This window comes from Actinoplanes sp. ATCC 53533 (assembly GCF_003947245.1).
In genome coordinates, this window is record NZ_QHHV01000054.1 from 1 (window position 1) to 23,412 (window position 23,412).

The 23,412-nt window shown below is 71.5% G+C and carries 22 protein-coding genes, 1 pseudogene and 1 riboswitch; of the genes and pseudogenes, 10 read left to right on the forward strand and 13 right to left on the reverse strand.

The genetic code is table 11. The annotated features are described in order from the left end of the window. Positions 1–697 (forward strand): annotated as a pseudogene (locus DMB66_RS18440) (M14 family zinc carboxypeptidase); the annotation flags it as partial. A 62-nt stretch (positions 698–759) separates the two neighbouring features. On the opposite strand, the gene DMB66_RS18445 reads toward DMB66_RS18440, so the two are convergent. Then, on the reverse strand, positions 760–2,358 hold the full coding sequence (locus tag DMB66_RS18445) for an MFS transporter (RefSeq protein ID WP_125805331.1): 1,599 nt from the start codon (positions 2,356–2,358) through the stop codon (positions 760–762). 32 nt (positions 2,359–2,390) lie between these two features. Beyond that, complete coding sequence (locus DMB66_RS18450) at positions 2,391–3,032, reverse strand: bifunctional 2-polyprenyl-6-hydroxyphenol methylase/3-demethylubiquinol 3-O-methyltransferase UbiG (protein WP_125805332.1); 642 nt, start codon at positions 3,030–3,032, stop codon at positions 2,391–2,393. 95 nt (positions 3,033–3,127) lie between these two features. On the opposite strand from DMB66_RS18450, the gene DMB66_RS18455 reads away from it, so the two are divergent. The 4 genes from DMB66_RS18455 (at position 3,128) to DMB66_RS18470 (ending at position 6,883) form a co-directional block, all read left to right on the forward strand. After that, a complete protein-coding gene (locus DMB66_RS18455) occupies positions 3,128–3,724 on the forward strand; it encodes a helix-turn-helix domain-containing protein (protein WP_125805333.1) in 597 nt (198 codons plus the stop codon). A gap of 195 nt (positions 3,725–3,919) precedes the next feature. Further along, positions 3,920–4,054, forward strand: a riboswitch (cobalamin riboswitch). Between the two features lie 89 nt (positions 4,055–4,143). Beyond that, on the forward strand, positions 4,144–5,070 hold the full coding sequence (locus DMB66_RS18460) for an ABC transporter substrate-binding protein (protein ID WP_125805334.1): 927 nt from the start codon (positions 4,144–4,146) through the stop codon (positions 5,068–5,070). Next, a complete protein-coding gene (locus tag DMB66_RS18465) occupies positions 5,067–6,122 on the forward strand; it encodes an iron ABC transporter permease (RefSeq protein WP_125805335.1) in 1,056 nt (351 codons plus the stop codon). Before DMB66_RS18460 ends, DMB66_RS18465 begins: the two co-directional genes overlap by 4 nt. Beyond that, positions 6,119–6,883, forward strand: a complete 765-nt coding sequence (locus DMB66_RS18470; protein WP_125805336.1) for an ABC transporter ATP-binding protein — start codon at positions 6,119–6,121, stop codon at positions 6,881–6,883. The genes DMB66_RS18465 and DMB66_RS18470 overlap by 4 nt, the downstream gene beginning before the upstream one ends. Here DMB66_RS18470 and DMB66_RS18475 read toward each other — a convergent pair. The 5 genes from DMB66_RS18475 to DMB66_RS18495 form a co-directional block, all read right to left on the reverse strand. Beyond that, positions 6,873–7,634: a VOC family protein gene (locus DMB66_RS18475; RefSeq protein WP_125805337.1), complete on the reverse strand. Its 762-nt coding sequence runs from the start codon at positions 7,632–7,634 to the stop codon at positions 6,873–6,875. The two genes, DMB66_RS18470 and DMB66_RS18475, sit on opposite strands and share 11 nt — an antisense overlap. 80 nt (positions 7,635–7,714) lie before the next feature. Beyond that, positions 7,715–8,455: an ABC transporter permease gene (locus DMB66_RS18480; protein WP_125805338.1), complete on the reverse strand. Its 741-nt coding sequence runs from the start codon at positions 8,453–8,455 to the stop codon at positions 7,715–7,717. A gap of 26 nt (positions 8,456–8,481) precedes the next feature. Beyond that, entirely contained in the window at positions 8,482–9,348 is an 867-nt protein-coding gene (locus tag DMB66_RS18485) for an ABC transporter ATP-binding protein (protein ID WP_125805339.1), read from the reverse strand. Next, positions 9,345–9,671, reverse strand: a complete 327-nt coding sequence (locus DMB66_RS18490) for a transcriptional regulator (protein ID WP_233624675.1) — start codon at positions 9,669–9,671, stop codon at positions 9,345–9,347. Before DMB66_RS18490 ends, DMB66_RS18485 begins: the two co-directional genes overlap by 4 nt. After that, the gene (locus DMB66_RS18495; RefSeq protein WP_125805340.1) at positions 9,668–10,303 is read right to left on the reverse strand and encodes a transporter; all 636 of its coding nucleotides are present in this window, start codon (positions 10,301–10,303) and stop codon (positions 9,668–9,670) included. Before DMB66_RS18495 ends, DMB66_RS18490 begins: the two co-directional genes overlap by 4 nt. A gap of 99 nt (positions 10,304–10,402) precedes the next feature. On the opposite strand from DMB66_RS18495, the gene DMB66_RS18500 reads away from it, so the two are divergent. Next, positions 10,403–10,825 carry a GNAT family N-acetyltransferase gene (locus DMB66_RS18500; protein ID WP_125805341.1) on the forward strand — a complete coding sequence of 141 codons (423 nt, stop codon included), beginning with the start codon at positions 10,403–10,405 and terminating at the stop codon, positions 10,823–10,825. 122 nt (positions 10,826–10,947) lie between these two features. On the opposite strand, the gene DMB66_RS18505 is transcribed toward DMB66_RS18500, so the two are convergent. Continuing rightward, entirely contained in the window at positions 10,948–12,963 is a 2,016-nt protein-coding gene (locus DMB66_RS18505; RefSeq protein WP_125805342.1) for an AAA family ATPase, read from the reverse strand. A gap of 310 nt (positions 12,964–13,273) precedes the next feature. Here DMB66_RS18505 and DMB66_RS18510 point away from each other — a divergent pair, with 310 nt between their 5' ends. Then, the gene (locus tag DMB66_RS18510; RefSeq protein WP_125805343.1) at positions 13,274–14,125 is read left to right on the forward strand and encodes a menaquinone biosynthetic enzyme MqnA/MqnD family protein; all 852 of its coding nucleotides are present in this window, start codon (positions 13,274–13,276) and stop codon (positions 14,123–14,125) included. 56 nt (positions 14,126–14,181) lie between these two features. Next, complete coding sequence (locus tag DMB66_RS18515) at positions 14,182–15,723, forward strand: hypothetical protein (RefSeq protein WP_125805344.1); 1,542 nt, start codon at positions 14,182–14,184, stop codon at positions 15,721–15,723. 84 nt (positions 15,724–15,807) lie between these two features. Here the strand turns inward: DMB66_RS18515 and DMB66_RS18520 are convergent, their stop codons facing one another. Together DMB66_RS18520 and DMB66_RS18525 are read right to left on the reverse strand one after the other, a co-directional pair. Next, positions 15,808–16,788, reverse strand: coding sequence for an alpha-hydroxy acid oxidase (locus DMB66_RS18520; protein ID WP_199752468.1), 981 nt, complete (start codon positions 16,786–16,788; stop codon positions 15,808–15,810). A 2-nt stretch (positions 16,789–16,790) separates the two neighbouring features. Next, positions 16,791–17,747, reverse strand: coding sequence for an aldo/keto reductase (locus DMB66_RS18525; protein WP_233624676.1), 957 nt, complete (start codon positions 17,745–17,747; stop codon positions 16,791–16,793). Between the two features lie 154 nt (positions 17,748–17,901). Between DMB66_RS18525 and DMB66_RS18530 the strand changes: the two genes are divergently transcribed. Then, positions 17,902–19,503: a beta-1,3-glucanase family protein gene (locus tag DMB66_RS18530; protein ID WP_125805345.1), complete on the forward strand. Its 1,602-nt coding sequence runs from the start codon at positions 17,902–17,904 to the stop codon at positions 19,501–19,503. Positions 19,504–19,562: 59 nt separating this feature from the next. Here DMB66_RS18530 and DMB66_RS18535 read toward each other — a convergent pair whose 3' ends face one another. Further along, positions 19,563–21,260: an ABC transporter ATP-binding protein gene (locus DMB66_RS18535; RefSeq protein ID WP_125805346.1), complete on the reverse strand. Its 1,698-nt coding sequence runs from the start codon at positions 21,258–21,260 to the stop codon at positions 19,563–19,565. 112 nt (positions 21,261–21,372) lie between these two features. Here DMB66_RS18535 and DMB66_RS18540 point away from each other — a divergent pair, with 112 nt between their 5' ends. Continuing rightward, the gene (locus tag DMB66_RS18540; RefSeq protein ID WP_233624678.1) at positions 21,373–21,972 is read left to right on the forward strand and encodes a TetR/AcrR family transcriptional regulator; all 600 of its coding nucleotides are present in this window, start codon (positions 21,373–21,375) and stop codon (positions 21,970–21,972) included. A 157-nt stretch (positions 21,973–22,129) separates the two neighbouring features. Here DMB66_RS18540 and DMB66_RS18545 read toward each other — a convergent pair whose 3' ends face one another. Together DMB66_RS18545 and DMB66_RS18550 are read right to left on the reverse strand one after the other, a co-directional pair. Next, on the reverse strand, positions 22,130–22,960 hold the full coding sequence (locus DMB66_RS18545; RefSeq protein ID WP_125805347.1) for an SWIM zinc finger family protein: 831 nt from the start codon (positions 22,958–22,960) through the stop codon (positions 22,130–22,132). Positions 22,961–22,962: 2 nt separating this feature from the next. Continuing rightward, positions 22,963–23,412 (reverse strand): DEAD/DEAH box helicase (locus tag DMB66_RS18550; RefSeq protein WP_148112748.1); only part of this gene is annotated, 450 nt, incomplete at its 5' end.

Sequence of the window (23,412 nt, forward strand, 5' to 3'; positions counted from 1 at the left end):
GGTCCGCAACGTGGTGAACAGCCGGGAGATCTGGATCATCCCGTCGGTCAACCCGGACGGCGCCGAGTACGACGTCGCGACCGGCAGCTACCGCTCGTGGCGCAAGAACCGCCAGCCCAACTCCGGCTCGTCGTACGTCGGCACCGACCTGAACCGCAACTACGGCTACCGCTGGGGCTGCTGCGGCGGCTCGTCCGGCAGCACGTCCTCGGACACCTACCGGGGCCCGTCGGCGTTCTCGGCGCCCGAGACCAGGGTGATCCGCGACTTCGTCAACAGCCGGGTCGTCGGCGGCGTGCAGCAGATCAAGGCCGCGATCGACTTCCACACGTACTCGGAACTGGTGCTCTGGCCGTTCGGTCACACCACCGCGAACACCACCACCGGCATGAACGCGGACCAGAACAGCACGTTCGCGACGCTGGGCCGGCAGATGGCGGCGACCAACGGATACACACCTGAGCAGTCGAGCGATCTCTACATCACCGACGGTGACTCGCTCGACTGGCTGTGGGGCACGCACCGGATCTTCGCGTACACCTTCGAGCTGTATCCCACCAGCTCGTCGGCCGGCGGCTTCTACCCGCCCGCCAGCGTGATCACCCGGGAGACCAGCCGGAACAGGGAGGCCGTGCTGCTGCTGGCGGAGGCGGCCGACTGCCCGTACAAGGTGATCGGTAAGCAGTCCACCTACTGCTGATCCGTTCGCAGGTCCTGGCTGCCCGGCACAGCTCTAGAGCTGTGCCGGGCACCATCCTCCTAGCGGCGGTGGACGGCCGCCGCCTGGCCAGGATCTGGCCGCTGGGCTGAGGCCGCCCGGCCCGCGCGCTGGGGACCTCGCGCGAGCACGTACCCGAGCAGGATCGTCATGACGCCGACTCCTGCCCACATGGCCTGCTGCCAGCCGTCGACGAAGGACTCCTGGGCGGCCCGGACCAGCGCCTGCGCCTGGGCGCTCGTGCCGTCGGCGGTGGCGATGGCGGTGGCGATGCCTTCCCGGGCGGCCTCGGCGTCGGCGCCGGGAAGTCCGTCGAGCCGGGTGTCGACGGCGTCGCGGTAGCCGGCGGACAGGACCGCTCCGAGCAGGGCAACGCCGAGCGCGGTGCCGAACTCCCTGGTGACGTCGTTGAGCGCGGACGCGACGCCCTGTCGCGCACGAGGCAGGGCGGTCGTGATGGCCTCGGTGGACGGTGTCATCGTCAGGCCCATGCCGAGTCCCATGGCGAGCATGCCGGGCAGCACCGAGAGGTAGCCGCCGTCGACGGAGACGAAGGTGGCCATGAGGGCCAGTCCCGCGCCGCCCAGGAAGATCCCGGACGCCATGGTCGAGCGGGCTCCGACCCGCGCGGCTGCTCGTGGGGCGAGCCCGGAGGCGAGCATCATCAGCAGCGCCATCGGCATGAGCGCCAGGGTGGAGCGAAGGCCGGACCAGCCGAGCACCGCCTGAAAGTACGGGAAGAGGACGACGAAGATCCCCGCCTGCACGCCGAAGACCGCCAACAGCGACACGGAGCCGCTGGCCAGGCCTCGCTTGCGGAAGAGGCGGACATCGAGGAGGGGCGCCTGCTGCCGCAGTTCCCAGGCCACGAAGCCGACGGCGCCGATGACGCCGACCAGGAGGCTCAGGAGCGTCACGGGCGCGGTCCAACCCCGTTCCGGACCCTCGTGAAGAACGAAGATGAGCCCGACCGCGGCGACCACGGACGCCAGCGAGCCGACGGTGTCGAATCCGTGTGCCGACTCCTCGCGTGAGTTCGGGATGGATCGCAGCGTCATGCCGATGGCCACCGCGACGAGCGCGACCGGCAGGACGAAGAGCCATCGCCAGCTGGCCAGGTCGACCAGGACCGCCGACAGGTACATCCCGAGGATGCCGCCCCCGCCGGCGACGCCGGTCCAGACGCCGATCGCCTTGGAGCGTTCCTCGTCCGGAAACGTCGAGGTGACGACGGCCAGGGTGACCGGCATGATCATCGCGGCGCCCACGCCGCTGAGGAGCCGCGCCGCGATCATGACCTCGGACGACGTGGCGACGCCCGCCGCGGCGCTCGCCGCCCCGAAGACGATCAACCCCGCGAGCAGCACCGGCCGCCGGCCCCACCGGTCGCCGAGGGCGCCGAGCGGCAGGAGCAGCGCGGCCAGGCTGATGGTGTAGGTGTTGATGATCCACAGGACGGTGCTCTGCGAGGCGCCGAACGCGAGGGCGATCTCCTGCTGGGCGACGTTCAGCCCGGAAACCGAGGCGATGACCGCCATGAGGGCGATGCACACCGCGACCAGGATCGCGCGACGCCGGCGGGGGTCATGAATCGTTGGGTCGGCGGCGTCCACCGGGGGAGCCACATCAGGGGAGATCATGCACGGACCTTTCGTTTGTGCGCGGGGGGTGATCAGGGGCGTCGGGTGGCGCGCACGACGACGTCGTGCAGTGGCTTCGCCTGGCCGCCGGGGCCGGTGACCGTGCGGATGTGCTCCGCGGCGGTGACGACCGTCCACTTGGTGCTGTCCAGGCCGGCGGTGATGTCCGTGAGGGTGACCGATGCCTCGGCGGGCGGGTGGTGCCCGTGCCCGGTCGCTCCCGAGGCGTGCAGATGCCCGACGATCAGCAGGGTGCCGCCGGGCGCCACCCATGCGGAAATGCGGTCGTAGAAGGCCAGCTGCGGCATCGCGGGGTGCGCGTAGTGCGTCGTGACCAGGTCGAACCGCATGCCCGGGTCCCAGACGGTCAGGTCCGCTCCAACCCACCGCACGTGCCCGGACACCTCAATGTCCGTCGCGCGCCCGGCGGCGCGGGCGAGGGCCTCGGCCGCGATGTCGGCCGCGGTGACCTGCCAGCCGTGCGAGGCGAGCCAGATCGCCTCGGCCCCGGCACCGCACCCGGCATCCAGCGCCGTGCCCGGGACCAGGCTGCCGGTCTCGCGGACGAGATGCGGATTCGGGGGACTCCCGTCCATGGCTCCGGGTCCGTCATGGTGCGCCTGGTGCCAGCGCCGCTCCCAGTAGCCCTGGTCGAATTCGTGCTGCTCGGCCATCTGACCTGCTCCTTCACCGTCTTCGTGGGTACCGACGACTGTGATCGGCAGCGGTGCGATGCGCAAAGCTTCTTGCCAAATGGCAAACTGGGGGCATGGATGAGGAAGTGGATCGCACGCTTGACGCTGTCGGGCCGCGGCTGAAGCACCTTCGGCTCCGCCGCGCTATCACGCTCACCGACCTCGCGGAGGAAACCGGCATCTCCGCCAGCACGCTGTCCAGGCTCGAAGCGGGCCTGCGCCGTCCCACGCTCGAGCAGCTCCTGCCGCTCGCCCGGGTCTACGGCGTCACCCTCGACGAGCTCGTCGGCGCGCCACCGACCGGCGACCCCCGCATCAACCTGCGCCCCATCACCCGCAGCGACGGATCGACGATCCTGCCCCTGACCCGCAGGCCGGGAGGCATCCAGGCCTACAAGTTCGTGCTGCCGGCCGGGGCCGACGATCGCGAGCCCGACCTGCGCACCCACGAGGGCTACGACTGGGCCTACGTCCTCAACGGCACGCTGCGCCTGGTCCTCGGCGAGCACAATCTGATCCTCAAGCCCGGGGAGGCCGCGGAGTTCGACACCCGCACCCCGCACTGGTTCGGGGCCACCAGCTCCGGCCCCGTCGAATTCCTCAGCCTGATCGGCAAACAAGGCGAACGCGCACACGTCCGCGCCGCACCAAAACCAGGCCAGCCCGGATAGTCCGAACCAGGCGGCTGGCGGGTCTTGCCGACGGTGAGCGGGAGGGCGGGGTTCCACGCACGGACCTGGCAGGGGGAGGGCGGCCGGTTCATGAGCCGCCAGGCGATTGGCCGCCCTCTCCCGGTGTCGGCGGGAGCGACGGTCAGCACCATGCAACCAGGCACGACATGAATTTGATCTTGAACTTGACCTCGGTTTTGCGCGAGAACCGGCGGTCTGGGTTAGTTTCAGGGGGACCGCGTCGCAGCGAAGCCGGTGGGATTCCGGCGCTGTCCCGCAACTGTGAGCCCTTTTGGAGGGTCAAGCCAGGTCGCCTGCGCGCCGGTCGCGATTCAGCGCTCTCGGGGAGGGGCGCCTCGCGGGCCGGGTCCCTGTTCCGGTCGGCGATGCACCGCAGCCTCGGCCGACAGGAGGACAGGATGAGACGTGTTTTGACGGCCGCGATCGCGGCCGGTGCTTTGCTGCTCGGCGGGTGTGGCGGCGGTGGATCCGACGACGGCCCGGGGCCGTCCGCCGGGCCGGGCGGTGACTCTTTCCCGGTCACGGTGGGTTCGTTGACCTTGGCCGAGCGGCCCGAACGGATCGTGTCGCTCGCGCCCACCGCGACCGAGATGCTGTTCGCCATCGGCGCCGGTCCGCAGGTGGTGGCCGTTGACGACCAGTCGACCTATCCGGTGGACGCCCCGCGCACCGACCTGTCCGGCTTCAAGCCGAACGCGGAGGCCATCGCCGGGCGGAACCCCGACCTGGTGGTTGTCTCGGATGACCTCGACAAGATCGTCGACCAGCTCGGCAGGCTCAAGATCCCTGTGCTGTTCGCTCCCGCCGCCAAGGTGATCGACGATTCCTACCGGCAGATCGAGCAGCTTGGCGCGTTGACGGGCCATCGGGGCGAGTCGGCGGCGCTGGTGGGGCGGATGCGGGCGCAGATCGACAAGATCGTGCAGGGGGTGCCGGCCCGCGCCGGGTCGCTGAGCTACTACTACGAGATCGACCAGACCCTGTATTCCGCGACGTCCAAGACCTTCATCGGGTCCATTTTCGCGCTGTTCGGGCTCACCAACGTCGCCGACGCCGCCGATCCGGACGGCGCCAAGGACGGTTATCCGCAGCTCTCGCCGGAGGCGCTGGTCGCGGCGAACCCCGACCTGATCTTCCTAGCGGACAGCAAGTGCTGCGGGCAGTCGCCGGCGACGGTCAAGGCGCGGAAGGGCTGGGCGGCGATCACCGCGGTGGAGAAGGACCAGATCGTGGCCCTGGACGACGATATCGCCTCGCGGTGGGGGCCGCGGGTGGTCGACCTGGTGCAGTCCGTCGCCGATGCGGTGGCCAGGGTCCCGGCGTGACAGACCGGCCGCGGCCGGCCGGTCTGCGGGCCGGCTGGCTGGCCGGTGGCCTGCTCGCCGTGGTCGTCGCGCTGGTCGCGGGCATCGCCTTCGGGCCGGTCCCGCTGCCGCCCGCCGGTGTCGCGGCCGAGCTGCTCGATCTGCTTCCGGGGGTACGGATCGACAGCGGCCTGAGCGCCCGCGAGGTTGCCATCGTCACGGAGTTGCGCCTGCCCAGGGTCGTGCTCGGGTTGCTCGTCGGCGCGCTGCTCGCCCTCGCCGGCGCCGCCTACCAGGGCGTCTTCCGCAACCCGCTCGCCGATCCGCACCTGCTCGGGGTCGCGGCCGGTGCGGGCCTCGGGGTGACGGCCGTCATCGCGTTCCGGTCGGCGGGCGGCGACACCACCACCGAGCTGCCGATCGGTGTGCCGCTGGCGGCCTTCGTGGGTGCCGTCGGCGCCGTCGCGCTGACCTGGCTGCTGGGCGGCGCCGGCGGCCGGGCCCGGACTCCCGCCACGCTGATCCTGTCCGGGGTGGCCGTGTCCGCCTTCCTGGCCGCCGCCCAGACCTTCCTGCTGCAGCGGCACATCGAGGCGCTGCGGGAGGTGTACTCCTGGCTGCTCGGCCGGCTCGCCACCGCGGGCTGGCACGACGTGCTGCTGGTGCTGCCGTACGCGGTGGTGACCGGCGCGATCGTGCTCTCCCAGCGCCGCGAGCTGGACGTGCTGACCGTCGGCGACGAGGAGGCGGCCAGCCTCGGCCTGCACCCGCAGCGCAGCCGCTACCTGCTGATCGCGGCCGCCTCGCTGGGCACGGCCGCCGCGGTGTCGGTGTCCGGGCTGATAGGTTTTGTCGGCATCATCGTGCCGCACACCCTGCGGTTGCTGGCCGGTCCGAGCTACCGGTCCATCCTGCCGCTGTCGGTGCTGTACGGCGGCGCGTTCCTGGCGCTGACCGATCTGCTGGCGCGCACGGTGGCGAGCCCGACCGAGATCCCGATCGGCGTGGTGACCGCCTTCCTGGGCGCGCCCTTCTTCGCCCTCGTGCTGCGCCGGAGCGGGGTCGCCGCATGATCGGCGTGCGCGGGCTGCGGGTGGTGCTGGGCGGTTCGGTGATCGTCGACGGGGTCGATCTGGACGTCGCCGCGGGCGAGTGGGTCACGATCATCGGCCCGAACGGCGCGGGCAAGTCCACGGTCCTGCGGGCCGTCGGCGGGCTGGTGCCGTTCGCGGGCGCGGTCAGCCTGGGTGGCACCCCGCTCGGCCGGCTGCCCCGCCGCGAACGCGCCCGCACGGTGGCGACCGTCGCGCAGTCGCCCGTGGTGCCGCCGGGGATGCTGGTCCTCGACTACGTGCTGCTCGGCCGCACGCCCTACATTCCGGCACTCGGCCGGGAGTCCAGGTCCGATCTGGCCGTGGTCGACGAGGTGCTGACCGCCCTGGGCCTGGTTCACCTGCGGGCCAGGCGGCTCGACACGCTCTCCGGCGGGGAACGGCAGCGGGTCTTCCTGGCCCGCGCGCTCGCCCAGGGCGCCCGCATCCTGCTGCTGGACGAGCCGACCAGCGCCCTCGACATCGGTCACCAGCAGGAGGTGCTCGAACTGGTCGACCGGCTGCGCGGCGAGCGCGGCCTCACCGTGCTGGCCACGATGCACGACCTGACGATCGCCGGCGAGTACGCGGACCGGATGCTGCTGCTGGCCGGTGGCCGGGTGGTGGCGGCCGGCACCGCGTGGGAGGTGCTCACCGAGGAACTGCTGGCCCGGCACTACCGGGTGCGCGTCAAGGTGATCGACGGCGGCCAGGGCCCCCTGGTGGTGCCCGTCAGGAACTAGCCTGCAAGATGGAGAACGTGCCGCCCTGCGGGTCGTCCAGGACGGCGAACCGGCCGATCGGCAGGGTCGTCGGCGGCTGCACGATCCGGCCGCCCAGCGACTGCGCGTAGGCCGTCGAGTCGTCGCAGTCCGCCACGGCGAAGTAGAGCATCCACCGTGGCGGCAGGTCGTCCGGCCACTCGGCGCCGTCCATGGCCCGCATGCCGGCGATGGTGCGGCCCTCGTGCTCCCAGACGATGTAGTCCATGCCGTTCATCGAGCTTTCCCGGGCCACCCAGCCGAAGACCGAGCCGTAGAACGCTGCCGAGCCCTCCACGTCGCGGGTGGTCAGCTCGTTCCAGGTCAGCGCGCCCGGCACGTCGAAGATGTCGGCACCGCGCATCGTGCCCGCCTGCCACACGCTGAACGGCGCGCCGGCCTGGTCGAGGAAGGCGGCCATCCGGCCCTGGTACATCACGTCGAAGGGCGCCACCAGCACCTTGCCCCCGGCCGCCTCGACCCGGGCCGCGATCTCGTCCGCGTCGTCGGTGGCGACGTACGTGCTCCAGGCGGTCGGCTGGCCCTCGCCGTACAGCGGGCCCGCGCCGGCGGTGGCCCGGCCGTCGAGCCGGAACGTGGTGTAGCCGCCGTACTCCTCGCCCGAGACCTCGGCCTCCCAGCCGAACAGTGACGTATAGAAGCGGATCGCGTCCCCGAGGTCGGCGGTACCCAGGTCCACCCAGTTCGGCACACCGGGGGTCGGTGGGTTCATGCCAGCTCCTCGGGGTTACGGCGGACGACAGATGGATCGTTACACCGCGATGCGAGGTACGGGGCTGCTCAGTCGGAAGTTCAACTGAATCGCCGACCTTCGTCGCGTCGATAGGCCCATACGGCCACCCCAGCTAGCGCGAATGTCCACCCCACCAAGGCGGCGATCGATGCCGGCTCCAGTGGGAAGCCGCCGACCGCGGCCCACATCAGCCGCACCGCCGCGCCGGTGGGCAGGTAGGGCGCGATGGTCTCGACGAAGCCCGGCGCGCTGCCCGGCGAGGTCATCAGGCCCCCGCCGAAGGCCAGCGGGAAGAACAGCACCTGCGCCAGCACGATCGCGGCCTTCGCCGGCAGCGAGTAGCCGATCGCCAGCCCCATCAGCGTGAACGGGACCGCGATCAGCGCCACCACGACGACCGCCGCCAGGAAGCGGACCGGCGTGATCGTCGCCTCGGTCGCGACGGCCGCGATCACCACGACCGGTATCAGCGAGGCGCCCATCATGACCAGGCCGGCCAGGATGCGCCCGGCGAAGCGCGGCGCGGCGCCGACGGGCAGGGTCCGGGCGTACGGGTCCCAGGGCTGCGCGCGGTCCTCCGCGACGCCGATGCCGTACTGGAAGAGATTGCTGGTCATCACCACGAAGGTGACCATCGAGGCGGTCGCGTAGGTGGCGTAGACGGGGTCGTCGCCGACGAACGGCACCACGAAGAAGATCATCGAGGCGGCCGGGAAGAACGCGCTGCCGATGAGCGCCATCGGGATCCGGAACGTCTCGATGAGCTGGAAACGGGCGTGGGTCAGGGCGAGGGATGTCATGCGGATCTCCCGTTCGGGCCGCGGGTTCAGGCCGCGGTGAGGGTGAGGAAGGCTTCTTCCAGCGAGGTCGGCCGGACTTCCAGCTCGGTGAAGGGCACGTCGCGGGCGACCAGGTCGCGGACCAGCCGGTCCGCGTCGCCGGTGAGCAGGTGGGTGCGGTCACCGTCGCGCTCGGTGCCGACCACACCGGGAAGGTCGGGCACGGGAGTGGGCAGAGTCAGGCTGACCCGGCGGATGCTGACCAGCCCGCGCACGGCCGCCACGGTGTCGTCGGCCAGCACCCGGCCGCCCCCGATCACCACCACCCGCCGGGCGAGCGCCTCGATCTCCTCCAGGTAGTGACTGGTCAGCACCACCGTGCCGCCGTCGGCGTGGAACTCGCGGATGCCGTTCCACAGCGCGTGCCGGGCCTCCACGTCCAGCCCGGTGGTCGGCTCGTCGAGGAAGACGATGCGCGGCCGGCCGACGAACGCCAGGGCCACCGCGACCCGCCGCTTCTGGCCGCCGGACAGACCGCCGGTCTGCCGCTTGACCAGGTCGGCCAGGCCGAACCGGGCGAGCAGCACGTCCCGGGCCAGCGGGTCGGGAAAGTGCGCGCGGACGAAGTCGACGACCTCGCCCACCCGCAACGCGCCCGGCAGCCCGGTCTCCTGCGGGGTCACGCCCAGCGCGCGCCGGCTCGCCGGGTCACGCGGGTCGCCGCCGCACAACTCCACCCGGCCCGAGGTGGGGCGGCGCACCCCGGTGAGGAGGTTGACCAGGGTGCTCTTGCCGGCGCCGTTGGGGCCGAGCAGGCCGACGAGCTCGCCGGCGTGGACGTCCAGGTTGAGGCGGTCGAGGGCCAGCACGTCGCCGTACCGGCGGGTGGCGTCGAGGGCGCGGGCCAGGATCATGATTGCTCCTTCTCTTCGGCGCCGCCGTTGAGCAGGGCGCGCAGCGCGGCGGTGTAGTCGTCGAAGGCGACCCGGCCGCGCCCGGTGAGCCGGACGAGGGTGGCCGGGGTCCGGCCGTGGTGCGTCTTGACGACCTCGACGTAGCCCGCGTCCTCGAGCTTGCGCAGGTGCACGGAGAGGTTGCCCGCGGTCATCCGCAGGATGTCCTGCAGCCGGGGGAAGGCGATCCGGTCTTCCGTGCGCAGGGTGGAGAGCGCGGCGATGACGCGGAGCCGGGCCTGGGCGTGGATCACCGGATCCAGCTCGGGCAGGGCGCCGGTCACCGGGCCATCCGCAGCCAGGACACGAGCCCGGCGACGAGCATCCCGCCGCCGCCGAACACGGCGACGATCAGCGCGTGCCAGCCGGGCCCGATGATGATGCCGACGACGTTGACGACGCTGATCGAGACGCCGAGGACGTACACGATCCGGTCGTTCCACATGGCGCCGCCGGCCATGTGCAGGGCGCCGGTGAGGGCGACCATGGCGCCGGCCCAGAGCAGGTTGGCGCTCGGCACGGGCAGCACGCTGCTGACCCGGCTGAGCAGCACGGCCATGCCGCAGAAGGCGACCGACCAGGTGAAGCCGTACATAGCGCCCTGGCGCGAGGTGGGACCGGTGATCAGACGGCCGGCGCGGGCGCCGACGACGCCGGTGATGACGCCCGCGAGCGTGATCAGGCAGAGCAGAAGGGTCAGCGGGAGGAACGCCGGCATGTCCACGTAGACGCGCTCGTCGGGGCCGAAGCGCAGGAAGTAGACGCCGAAGCCGATCAGCCAGGCCAGGCCCCAGGGCCACAGCAGCAGGCGGGGGTCGGGCGTCAGCCGGCGACCCGTGGCGGCCCGCTCGCGGGCGATCATGCGGAGCGACTCGGCCGGGTCGCCCGGGGGGAGCTCGTCCTGGTTGGCTTCCATGCAAAGAACTTTACCGCACAAAGTCAAAGAGCTTTGTGCCATAAACCTGACGGCCGAACTCGCTGGCCGGCCCTGCGGCGCCTGGCCTAGCATCGCGCGGTGACCAACCTCGTACTGCGCGCCGCCGACTCCCGCGAACTGCACGCGGTGCTGACGTTCTGGAAGACGGCGGCGGAGAACGACAGCCGTCCCCCGGACACCCCGGCGGCCCTCGCGGCGCTGCACCTGCGCGACCCGGAGGCCCTGATCGTGGCCGTCGAGCGGGACCGGATCGTCGGCACGATCATCGCGGGCTGGGACGGCTGGCGCTGCCACCTGTACCGCCTCGCGGTCGACCCGGAACGCCGCCGCGAGGGCATCGGCCGGGCGCTGATCGCGGCCGCGGAAGACCGCATCCGGTCGCTGGGCGGCACCCGGATCGACGCGATGGTCCTGGACGACAACCCGCGGGCCCACGCCATCTGGGCGGCCCGCGGATATCACCGCCAGGAGGACTGGTCCCGCTGGGTCAAGCCGCTGTGACGGTCGGGCTTCTGTGACGGTCGGGCTTTTGTGACGGTCGGGCTTTTGTGACGGTCGGGCTTTCGCGAGGGTCGGGCTTTCGCGAGGGTCGGGCTTTCGCGAGGGTCGGGCCTTCGTGGCGGTCAGGGCCCGAGCGGCCCGGGCAGCGGCTCGGCGTGCACGACCGAGAGCCGGGACACCGCGCGGGTCAGGACCACGTAGAGCCGGTGCAGGCCGCGGGGCTCGGCGGCCACGATGTCGGCCGGTTCGACGACGACCACGTGGTCGTACTCCAGGCCCTTGACGATCGTGGCCGGCACGACCGTGACCCGCGCCTCGGTCTCGACGTCATCCGGGGTCGCGGCCTCCAGGCCCGCCGCCGCGAGGTGCGCACGCACCCGCTCCACCGCCGCGTCCGCCGCGATGACCGCGACGGACCCCTCGTGCTCCAGCGCCGCGGTCACCTCGACCAGCATCGCGGCATCCACATCGGACCGCGCCGGCACGCCGACGATGGACAGGTCGCCGTCGCGACGCAGCGAGACCGCCTCCGGTACGTCCACCCCCAGCGCCGGGAGCAGGCGGTTGGCCAGGGCCACCACGACAGCGGGTACGCGGAAGCCGACCGTGAGCGGCACCACCACGGCGTCGGGCTTGCCGAGATGCCCGAGGGTGTCCCGCCAGTCGGCGGCGGCCCACGGCGCGGTGCCCTGGGCCAGGTCGCCGAGCAGCGTGATCGAGCCGTGCTCGCTGCGCCGGGCGATGGCCCGGGCCTGCATCGGGGAGAGATCCTGGGCCTCGTCCACCACGACGTGGCCGAAGCTCTGCTCGCGCTCCAGCAGGCCCGCGGCCTCGTCGATCAGCACCAGGTCGGCGGCGCTGAACTTGGCCGCCTTGACGGTGCGCGGCGCCTTCTCCCAGCGCAGCACGGCCTGCTCCGCCTCGGTCAGGATGCCGTCCGCGGCGGCGGCCAGCAGGTCGGCGTCGGTGAGCAGGGCGACGACCAGCCCGGTGGGGGTCAGCTCGGGCCAGGCCGCGTCCAGGAAGTCCCGGACCTGGGCGATCTTGCTCATCCGACGCAGCCAGCCCTCGCCGGGCGAGTTGCCCGTGCGGTATTCCGACTGCCGTTGCAGCAGCGCGACGACCCGGGCCCGGACCCGCTCCCGGCCGACCGCGTACGGCAGGTTCTCGCGCCGGGCCTCGTCCACGATCCGGCGCAACGGCTCCGGATCGATCCGCCAGCGGTACGAGCCGTCCGACACCATGATCGGCTCAACCGGCTTGGCGAGCCGGCTCCACAGCGCCTTCCGCAGCACCGCGGCCATCCGAGGATCGTGCTTGAGTAGGGCGGCGGCATCGTCGTCGCGCCCGCGCACCGGGACCCGGGCGATCAGGTCGTCGACCGTGGCCTGCTGCACCTCGACCTCGCCGAGCGCCGGCAGCACCGCCGAGATGTAGGAGAGGAACGCGGTGTTCGGACCGACGATCAGCACGCCGGAGCGGCGCAGCCGCTCGCGGTGCAGATAGAGCAGGTACGCGGCCCGGTGCAGCCCGACCGCGGTCTTACCGGTGCCGGGCGCGCCCTGCACGCAGATCGAGTCCTCGAGGTCGGCGCGGACCAACTCGTCCTGTTCGGGCTGGATGGTGGCGACGATGTCCCGCATCGGGCCGACCCGCGGACGCTCGATCTCGGCGGTCAGGATCCGGCTCTTGGTGCCCAACTCCTCGCCGCGGTCCAGGTGCTCGTCCTCGAAGCTGGTCAGCGAGCCCTTGACGAAGCCGAATCGGCGGCGGGTCGAGACGCCCCGCGGATCCCGCACGCTGGCCTGGTAGAACGACTGGGAGAGCGGCGCCCGCCAGTCCAGGACCATCGGCTCGCCGGCGTCGTCGGTGACGTGCCGCCGCCCGATGTGGTAGGCCGTCTCATCGATGTCGAGCTTGCCGAAGAACAACGGGGTGCTGGGATCGTCGGCCAACTCGGCGACGCGGCGCGACAGCGTCCGGCCGAGGGCCTCGGCGCCGTAGGCGTCACCGGCGACGTCGGCGCCGACGGCGAAGAGGGACTCGGCACGCCCGCGCATCCGGGCCAGCGCGGCCCGGGACTCGATCAGGTGGGTGCGTTCGGCAAGGAGTTCGGTGTCCAGTTCCGATGCGGGCACGCTGATTTCCTATCGCGGTAGCTCGCTGCTCGCTCGCGTATCCGGCGACGGGTGGCCGTCGTCCGGCGCGGGGACGTCCGCTGCGGTGTCGTCTCAACCGCGGCCGTCAAGCGGCCCCGTACGATACGCGGCTCCGCCGCGCCGGGCCATCGGGTTTCGTTTTTTTCGTTCATTCAGCTTGTCGACCACTTCGCGCCGCGCTGCTGGTCGCCTGGCTGCCTGCCGGTCGTGCGCCGGGCGGACGTGAGATAGGTCCCTTGCCGCAGGTGGGGCTCCCGCATCCGGTGCCCGCCGGGGATAGCGTCGGTGCATGACCGACTCAGCGCGACGGCCCCGGGTAGGGCACATCCAGTTTCTCAACTGCCTGCCCATCTACTGGGGCCTGATGCGTTCGGGCGCCCTGCTCGACGTCGATCTGTACAAGGACACCCCGGACCGGCTCAACGCCGCCCTGGTCGCCGGCGACCTGGATATCGGCCCGATCTCCCTGGTCGAATATCTGCGCAACGCCGACGACCTGCTGCTGCTGCCAAACCTCGCGGTCGGCAGCGACGGCCCGGTCCTCTCGGTCAACCTGGTCTCCACCCGGCCGCCGGCCGAGCTCGACGGCCGGCCGGTCGCCCTCGGCTCGACCTCGCGGACCGGCGTGCTGCTCGCGCAGATGCTGCTCGCCGAGCGGTACGGCGCCGAGCCCGAATACTTCCGCTGCCCGCCGGAGCTCAACCAGATGCTGCTGGAGGCCGATGCCGCGGTGCTGATCGGCGACCCGGCCCTGCGCGCCATGTACGAGGCCCCGGAGCTCGGCCTGCAGGTCATCGACCTGGCACAGGCCTGGAAGGAGTGGACCGGCCTGCCGATGGTCTTCGCCGTCTGGGCGGTCCGCAAGGAGTTCGCCACCGCCAACCCGGGCATGGTCAAGGAAGTGCACGAGGCGTTCCAGCGCTCGCGGGATCTGTGCCTGGGCGAGCTGGACGAGGTCGCCGAGTCGGCGGCGCGCTGGGAGCCGTTCGACGCCGCGACGCTGGCCACGTACTTCCGGGCGCTGGACTTCTCGCTGGGTGAGCGGCAGATCGCCGGGGTGCGCGAGTTCGCCCGCCGGGCCGCGGCCCGCGGCGAGGCGCCGGCCCTGCCGGCGGACGGCCCGATCTTCGCGGAGGTATAGCCCCTTTTGCGCTGGAGGGGGTAGCGCCAACTCCGTCCTTACTGGAGCATGAATCGGTGGCCAATCGACTGAAGAGTCTTGCGATCCGGCTCGCCCTGCCCATTGCCATGATCGGGATGACCGCCGTCGGCGCGGCCTCCCCGGCGCGGGCCGAGGCTGAGCCGTCCGAGGTCGAGCTGCCCGTCGTCGAGATCTTCGTGCCCAGCCCGGTGGTCACCACCGTCGGCGGCAGCAAGACGGTGCCGTTCGAGGTCACCAATGTCGGCAAGACCGCCGCGACCGGCCTGGTCGTCGATTTCGCCAGCGCCGCGGCCCCGATCGACCCGCGGATCGGCTTCCAGCCGCCGGCGGGCTGCACGCCCACCGGCTGCGCTGTCGGCGATCTCGCCTCCGGCGCCCGCAAGACCTACACGTTCACGGTGCGGCCCACGGCCGCGCTGCCCGAGACCGGCGCGAGCTTCGCCGTGTCGGTGCACGATGCCGGTGCCGCGTGGCAGGCTTCGACCACCGTCACGGTGGTGCGCGCCGCGCGGGGGGTCGACCTCGAGACCGCCGAGATCCCGGATATCAAGCTGGCCGCGGGCAAGTCCGCCGCGCTGCCGATCTCGATCCGCAACAACGGCAACACGGCCACCGAGGGCGTCGCGATCGAGCTGGCCGCGCAGCCGTTCGTCACCTTCCCCAACAACTACAGCAACTGCGTCGACGTCGACATCCTGCCGGGCATCGTCTGCTATTTCGACCTCACCCTGGAGCCGGGCGCGGTGTTCACCATGTCGCCGTCGACCCCGCTCACCGTCGCCGTCGACCCCGCCGCGCCGGGCCCGGCGCAATACTCCGCCAGCATGTTCGCCCTCAATCTTGAAGACCCGTCGAAGGACGCCGGCCTGGCCGCCGCGCAGAAGGCGGCGAAGAAGGCGGGCTCCAAGCTGCAGCTGGTGCCGGCCGCGCAGAGCCTCGCCGTCGACGAGAGCGAGCTGAACGTCTGGGACAACTCGACGTCGTTCCTGGTCAAGGTGCCGCTGAGCCCGGCGGACAGCGCGGCGATCGGCGACACCTTCGAAGGCAAGATCGGCGCCAGCAGCACGGTCAAGATCGGCCTCCGCAACAACGGCCCGGCGACCGTGCTCGGCCCGGCCAAGGATTGGAAATACGCGGCGGAGGTGCGGACGCCCTCCGGCCTGGCGCTGACCAAGGTGGACAAGCGCTGCTTCCCGAACGGCGACGGCGACCCGAGCTGGGACAAGCCCGGCCAGGTCAGCGGCCATGAGTACATCTGCGTGGCCACCGAGTGGCTGGCCCCCGGCAAGCAGGACCTCTTCTCCTTCTCCGGCAAGATCAAGGACGGCAAGAACGAGGACGAGGGCACGATCAAGGTCCTGGGCGGCGTGCAGGACCTGAACGAGTCCAACGACATCGCGAAGGTCAACGTCAAGGTGACCGCCGCGGGCTCCGGCAGTGGTGGCGGCTCCGGCGGCACCGGCGGCGGCCTGGCCATCACCGGAGCGCCGACCGGGCGGATCGCCGGCGCGGGCCTGCTGCTCGTGTTCACCGGAGCCATGGCCCTGGTGCTCACCCGCCGCCGCCAAACCATCTAACCGCGCCCGCCGCCGGGGCCATCGTCACCGCGCCCCGGGCGCTGTCGAGATCATCTGACCGCGCCCCGGCGCCGCCGGGACCGGCTATCCGCGGGTCACGACGTCGGCGTCGATGTCGCCGATCGTCGGCAGGCCGGTCTGCGCCATCGCCCGGGCCAGGTCGGTCCGCAGAAGATCCAGGCAATCCCGTACGCCGTCAGCGCCGCCGGCGGCCAGCGCCCACAGCACCGGCCGGCCGATGAGCACGGCCGTCGCGCCCAGCGCCAGCGCGGTCAGCACATCGCCGCCGTCCTGGATCCCGCCGTCGACGAGCACCGGGACCCGGCCCGCAACCGCCGCGGCGACCGGGCCGAGCGCCCGCGGGGTGGCGATCACCCGGTCCAGTTGGCGGCCGCCGTGGTTCGAGACGATCACTCCGGCCGCACCCGCGTCGACACACGCCGCCGCGTCCCGGGCCCCCAGCACGCCCTTGACCAGCACCGGCTTGCCGGAGATCCCGGCGAGCCAGGCGATCGCCGCCGAGTTCAGCGCCGGATCCTGTTCGCTGCCCGCCGGGCGGGTGGCCGGCGACAGCGCGCCGGCCTGCGGCACCGGCCGCGGATGCACGTACGGGGCGTCGGCGGTGAGCACGATCGCGCTCGCCCCGGCCGCGACCGCCGCGCGTACCTGGCGTTCGGTGATCTCCCGGTCCCGCAGCACGTAGGACTGGAACCACCAGGGCCGGCGCAGCGGGACCTCGGCGAGCGGGCGGCCGGCCCGGGCGCTGAGCACCAGCAGCGAGCCTGCCGCCTCGACGCCCCGGACCGTCGCCGCCTCGCCCTCGGGATGGGCGAGCGTGTGCAGGGCGGTCGGCCCGGCCAGCACCGGGGCGGCGAGCCGGGCGCCGAACAGTTCGACCTCGGTGCTCACCCGGGACACGTCGCGGAACAGCCGCGGAACGAACCGCCATTCACGCCACGCGGCCGTCGCCTCGTCCCGGGTGACCTGCGCGCCGAAGCCGTCGCGGTAGTAGTCGAAGACAGCCGCGGGCAGCACGGCCCGGGCGTCCTCCTCCAGAGTCGTCACGCTCAGCCCGCCAGCACCTGGTCGAGGGCGGCCACATCCTCGGCGGTGAGCCGCCACTCTCCGGCGGCGGCGTTCGCCCGGACCTGCTCCGGCGTGGTGGCTCCGGCGATCACGCTGGACACCGCGGGCTGCGCGGCGAGCCCGGCGATCGCGACATCGAGCAGGCTGTGCCCGCGCTCCTTGCCGTACGCGGTCAGCGCCTCGATGGTGTCCCAGTCAGCGCCGTCCAGCCAGCGCTGGTATCGCTCCAGCGCCAGCCGGGTGCCCTCGGGCGGCGTGATGCCGCGCTGGTACTTGCCGCTGAGCAGGCCGCTGTCCAGCGGGAAGAACGGCAGCAGGCCCAGCCCGAACTGCTCGCAGGCCGGCACGACCTCGTCCTCGACCGCGCGCTGCAACAGGCTGTACTGATTTTGCGCGCTGATGAACGGGCTGTGGCCGGCCGTCCGGGCCGTCCAGTCCGCGTCGGCGATCTGCCAGCCCGCGAAGTTCGAGTTGCCCAGGTAGCGCACCTTGCCGCTGCGGACCAGGTCGTCGAGCGCCGACAGCGTCTCCTCGATCGGGGTGGCCTCGTCGGGCGTGTGGATCTGATACAGGTCGATGTAGTCGGTGCCGAGCCGGCGCAGGGAGGCCTCGACCGCCCGCACGATGTAGGACCGCGAGCCGCGGGCGCCGCGGTCGGCGCCGTTGAGGCCCTCCATGTCCATGCCGAACTTGGTCGCCAGCACGATCTCGTCGCGGCGACCCTGCAGGGCCGCGCCGAGGCACTCCTCGGAACTGCCGTGCGGGGTCCCGTAGATGTCGGCGGTGTCGAACAAGGTGATCCCCGCGTCGAACGCCGCGTCGACGACCGCCCGGGTGCCGGCGGCGTCGAGCTTGCGGCCGAAGTTGTTACAGCCGATGCCGACAACCGAGACCACCAGGCCCGAGGTGCCGAGGCGGCGATAGCTCATCTCACTCATGATCCGACCCTATGCCGCCGGCGTTGCCGAAATAATCCGGCAACACATCAGTCGATGTCTATTGACACACCGTGTTAACTATTTGATGCTGTGAGAGCGCTCTCTGACGCTTCCCCCAAAGCTACTCGCGCCGTCCGTCTCCCGAGGAGCCATCGTGCGTATCCGACCAAAACTCCTGCATGCGCTGGTCGCGCTGGCCGTCGCGGTGCCGCTCGCGGCCGTGGCTGCCGCGCCGGCCCACGCGGTCGGCCCGGCCCTGCTGCCGGTCACCGTCACCAACAATTCCGGCCGCGGCGAAGCCGTTCACCTGTACGTGATCGGCATCAACCTGACCACCAACCGGCTCGGCTACGTCAATCAGGGCGGCGCCTTCACTCCGTGGCCGGCCGGCGCGATCCCGCCGTCGCCCGCCCCCGACGTGGCGATCGGCGGCCCCGGCAGCGGGGGCGCCACCACGATCCACTTCCCGCGCGGCTTCTCCGGGCGGGTGTACTTCTCGCTCGGTGAGAAGCTCAAGTTCTTCCTGACGCCGGACGGCCTGGTCCAGCCGGCACCGTGGGCCAGCGGCGACGCCAACTACAACATCCTGTTCGACTGGAGCGAGTTCACCTACAACGACGCGGGCCTGTGGCTGAACAGCTCGCAGGTCGACATGTTCGCGGTGCCGCACGCGGTGACGGTGACGGGCGCGACGGGCGCGACGAAGAAGACCGGGGAACTGCTGAACAACGGCCGCAACAACGTCATCAACGGGATCAAGGCGCAGGCGGGCTGGGCCAACACGGTCTACACCCGTTCCGACGGGACCGTGCTGCGGGCGCTGGCGCCGGGCAAGGCGGCGGGTGCCGGGCTGCTCAGCGCGAGCTACCTGGACTCGTACATCACCTCGGCGTGGAACGCGTACACGAGCAAGACGCTGACGGTGGTGCCGTTCGGTGACCAGCCGAACACGAAGTACTTCGGCCGGACGTCCGGCAACGTCATGAGGTTCACGAACAGCGCGGGCCAGCAGGTGGCCTCGTTCAACAAGCCGTCGTCGGCCAGCGTCTGGGGCTGCGACGGCGACCTGCCGGCCCCGAACGACCTGGTGGTCGGGCCGATCTCCCGGACCCTCTGCGCGGCGCTGAACCGGGGCACGCTGGGGACCATCGACACCCAGCCGAGCACCAACGCGGCACAGTTCTATCAGAACACCCCGACGAACCAGTACGCGAAGATCATCCACCAGAACATGGCGGACGGTAAGGCGTACGCGTTCGCCTTCGACGACGTGGGCAACTTCGAATCGCTGGTGCACGACGGCGACCCGCGCGCGGCCGGGCTGATCCTGACCCCGTTCGGCGCGGGCGGCCCGACCACGCCGCCGGCGGGCGGGGGACAGGCGCTGATCAGCGACTGGAACGGCAAGTGCATCGACGTGCCGAGCGGCAACTTCGTGGACGGTGCGCCGCTGCAGATGTGGACCTGCAACGGCTCGAACGCCCAGAAGTGGACCTCGGCGGGCGGTGCCCTGCAGGCGCAGAACAACAAGTGCATGGACGTGGCCGGCGGCGGAACGGCGAACGGCACGGCGGTGCAGCTCTACACCTGCAACGGGACGGGTGCGCAACAGTTCGTGCTGTCGGGCGCGGGAGACCTGGTGAACCCGCAGGCCAACCGCTGCGTCGACATCAAGGAGTGGAACGGCGCGGATGGCGGGCGCCTCCAGCTCTGGGACTGCGCGGGCTCGGCCAACCAGAAGTGGCACAAAGGCTGATCGCAGGTGAAACCAGGCGGGCCCGTGCGATCAGCACGAGCCCGCCTGGCCTGGCGATCTCAGGCGAGCGACGGCGACGGTTGGTCGGCGGCGATGCGCAGCGCCTCGACCAAGCGGCGGTAGAGGTCGTCGGAGCGGTACAGCTCGGTGTGCGTGCCGATGGCACGGATCCGGCCGTCCTCCATCACCACGATGCGGTCGGCGTCGAGGACCGTGGAGAGGCGGTGCGCGATGGTGATCACCGCGCCGTCGGCGGCGCGGTCGCGGATGCACTGGTGGACTGCCGCCTCGGTCAGGCCGTCGACCTGGGCGGTCGCCTCGTCCAGCAGCAGCACCTCCGGGGTGCGCAGCAGGGCGCGGGCCAGAGCGATCCGCTGCCGCTGGCCGCCGGACACGTCGGTCGACGCCAGCGACGTGTCCAGGCCGTCCGGTAGCTCGTCGATCTTGTCGGCCAGGCGGACCGCTTCCAGCACCACGCGCAGCTCGTCGTCGGTGGCCGAAGGATGGGTGAACCGCAAATTGTCCCGGATCGTGCCGGGCACCACCGGCGTCTCCTGCTCGACGTAGGCCAGCCGGCCCCGGACCTCGGCGTGCGTCCACGACGAATACGGCCGACCGTCCAGCAGGATCTGCCCGCCGTCCGGTTCGAGGAATCGCAGCAGCAGCGAGAACAGCGTGGTCTTGCCCGCGCCGGACGGACCCACCACAGCGGTGTGGCCGCGGTGCGGGATCTCCAGGTCGATGCCGCGCACGGCGGGCGGGGCATCCGGGCCGTACCGGGCGGTGACATCGCGCAGCACCAGCAACGGAGTGCCCGCGTCGCGGGTCGCGCCGGCCGTCGGTGCTGCCGTGAGTGGTCCGTCCGGTTCGACGGCGAGGGCCTCCAGCTCGCCGATCCGCCCGGCGGCGGCGATGCCGGCCTGCAACGCCGTCACGTTCTGGGTCAGCTCGGTGATCGGGCCCATCAGCTGAAACACGTAGAGCAGGAACGCGATGAGTGTGGACACCTCGAGCAGGCCACGGTTCGCGCGCCAGGCGCCGACGGCCAGGATGAGGATCACCGACAGCTGAATGCCGGACCACGCGATCGTCCAGACGTACGCGCTCACCTTGGCGGCGCGGACGCTGTGCGCGGCGGCGTCCCGGGCGTCGGCGACGATCTGCTCGCTCTGCCGGGCCTCGGCCCGGCTCGCCTTGACGGTCCGGATCGCCCGGAGCGAACCCTCGAGCGTCCCGCCCAGGCGTCCGACGGATTCCTGGGCGGCGGTCTGCGCGGCGCTGATTCGCGGCATGAGGATCGCCATCAGCGCGCTGACCACGAGGACCGCGGCGAGGGTGCTGCCGAACAGCGGTAGGTCGAGAACGCCCATCAGAACGAGGGTGCCGAGCAGCCCGACCCCGGCGTTGATCAGCCCGACGATGCTGCCGGAGGCCTCGTGCAGCAGCCCGGTGTCGGAGGTGACCCGGGTGACGAGCTCACCGGTGGACCGGCTCTGCAGGTCGCCGACCCGAGCCCGGAAGTAGCGCCGGACGATGCGGGTGCGCGCCTCCAGCACGATCCGTTCGGCGAGCGTGCCGAGCAGGATCCACTGCCCCAGGGTGATCGCTGCGCCGACCACGATCAGGGCCAGAAGCGCGGCGATCGGCGACGTGAGATCGACGTCGGTGCGCAGGGTGTCGAGCACCCACTTGGTCACCATCGGGGTGGCGAGCGCGGCGGCGTTGGCCAGCAGGCCGAGGACGAGGCCGATCAGCATCGTCCGGCGATGGGGTCGGAGCATGACGAGCAGGGACCGTATTCTTTTGGTATCCGCCATGCCCGTAGTGGAACATCATTGTTCCATTACGGGCAAGTGATAATCTGCCGCTGTGGTGGACATCCGCGAATCGGGCAGCCGGGCCCGCACCCGGCAGGCGATCCTCGACGCCGCCATCGAGGTGTTCGCCCGCAGCCCGGCCGCCTCGCTGGGGGACGTGGCGGCGGCCGCCGGCGTGGGGCGCACCACGCTGCACCGGTATTTCGCGGAGCGGGCCGACCTGACGGCCGCATTGCGCGACGAGGCGATAGACCGGCTCAACCGGGCGCACGCCCGCGCCCGGGTCGGCGACGACACCGGCGCTGAGGCCATCCGCCGGCTCTGCCAGGAATACTTCGACCTGGGCGACGTCCTGTCCTTGCTGTTCAACGAGCAACTGGGCACCGTCGACGACGCCTGGGGCAACGCCGGCGGCTGCGACGCCGATTTCCTGGCCATGGTGGAGCGCGGGCACCGGGACGGCAGCGTCGACGGGGAACTGCCGGCCACCTGGATCAACAGTCTCATCTGGTCGCAGCTGTACGCCGGGTGGAGCTATCTCGCCGAATACGGCGTGTCCCGGCACGAGGCGTTGCGGCTCATCCTGCGCTGCGTCGCGGGAGCGGTGACGCCCCCGCGAAGCCCTAGCGGCGGTCAGCAGGTCGACTTATAGGCGGCCTGGGCCGCCCGCGTCGCGCGCGGTGGGCGGTCCGCGTGTCTCGCGCGGTGAGCGCCTGGTCCACGCCGCGCTGGCCGGTGACGCCCGGCTGCCGCGCGCACTTGGCGAGCCGGTGCGCCCGGCATTCGAGGGCGTTTTCCTCGCGGACGACCTAGGTGGATGGCGGCGCGGCCAGGTCGCGGTAGGCCGGGCGGAGGATGTCGACCAGGGGGATGTGACGGACGCGGATCTGGGGTGCGTCCAGCACCCGCAGCAGCAGCTCCGGCGGCGCTGCCATGCGCCCGGGCCGTTCCCGGAGGCGGCTCAGCGAGATGGCCGGGGTATAGAAGTCGGTCAGGCGGGCCGCCAGCTCGACCTCCGCCACGGCCAGCGGATCGATCGTCTCGACCGGCTCGGGAAGGCCGCGCAGGGCGGCCAGCAGCTCGTCACGGCCGCGCCCCCGCCAGGCCAGCACGAGGAACGGGTCGTCGTCAAAGGCTTCCGCCAGCACGTAGAGCACCGCGGACACGTGCTTGCAGGGCTCGCCCCAATCCGGGCACGAGCAACTCATGCCCAGCTCGGACGGGAAGAGCGGCAGGTCCAACTCGTCGAAGAGGTCCACCAGCTCGTGCGGAATCTCGCCCGCCAGCAACGCCGCGCGGTGCAGCGCCTGCGCGCCCAGGGCCGTGAGGATTTTCGTCCACTGTGCCTGGTCGTATGCCGGGATGTCGATGGTCACCTGGTATGGCTGCGGGCGGGAGCCCTGCACCAGGCCCGCGACCCGGCCGGGGGTCAGCTCGAAGTTGATGACCTGGCCCTTGCGTGCGTATGCCCGGCCGCGCGCCAGCCGACCCGGGTCGCAGGTGCGTTCCAGGATGTCGACGAAACGCCGGGACCACCACTGCTCGCCGATCTTGCCGCGTTTGGCGCGCACGGCTATGCCGCCGTCCACGCGGATCGGCCCGGTGCTGTCGAACCAGCGTCCCTTCGGGTCCACGGGCATGGTCAGCTCACCGCCACCGGATCGAGCGAGAACAACTCACGCAGCTGGTGGGTGTCGAGGTCGGTCACCCAGTCCTCGCCGGTGCCGACCACCGAGGAAGCCAGCGTCTTCTTGCGCTCGATCATCGCGTCGATCTTCTCCTCGAGCGTGCCGGTGCAGATGAATTTGCGAACCTGCACGTTGCGGGACTGTCCGATTCGGAACGCCCGGTCGGTGGCCTGGTCCTCGACCGCCGGATTCCACCAGCGGTCCACGTGGATGACGTGGTTGGCGGCCGTGAGATTCAGGCCCGTGCCGGCTGCCTTGAGCGACAGCAGGAACAGCATCGGCTCGGTGTCGTTCTGGAAACGGTCGACCAACTCGTCCCGCCGGGCCTTCGACAGTCCACCGTGGAGCCAGAGCACCGGCCTGTCCAGATGCGCCGCCAGGTATGGCTGCAGCATCGTCCCGAA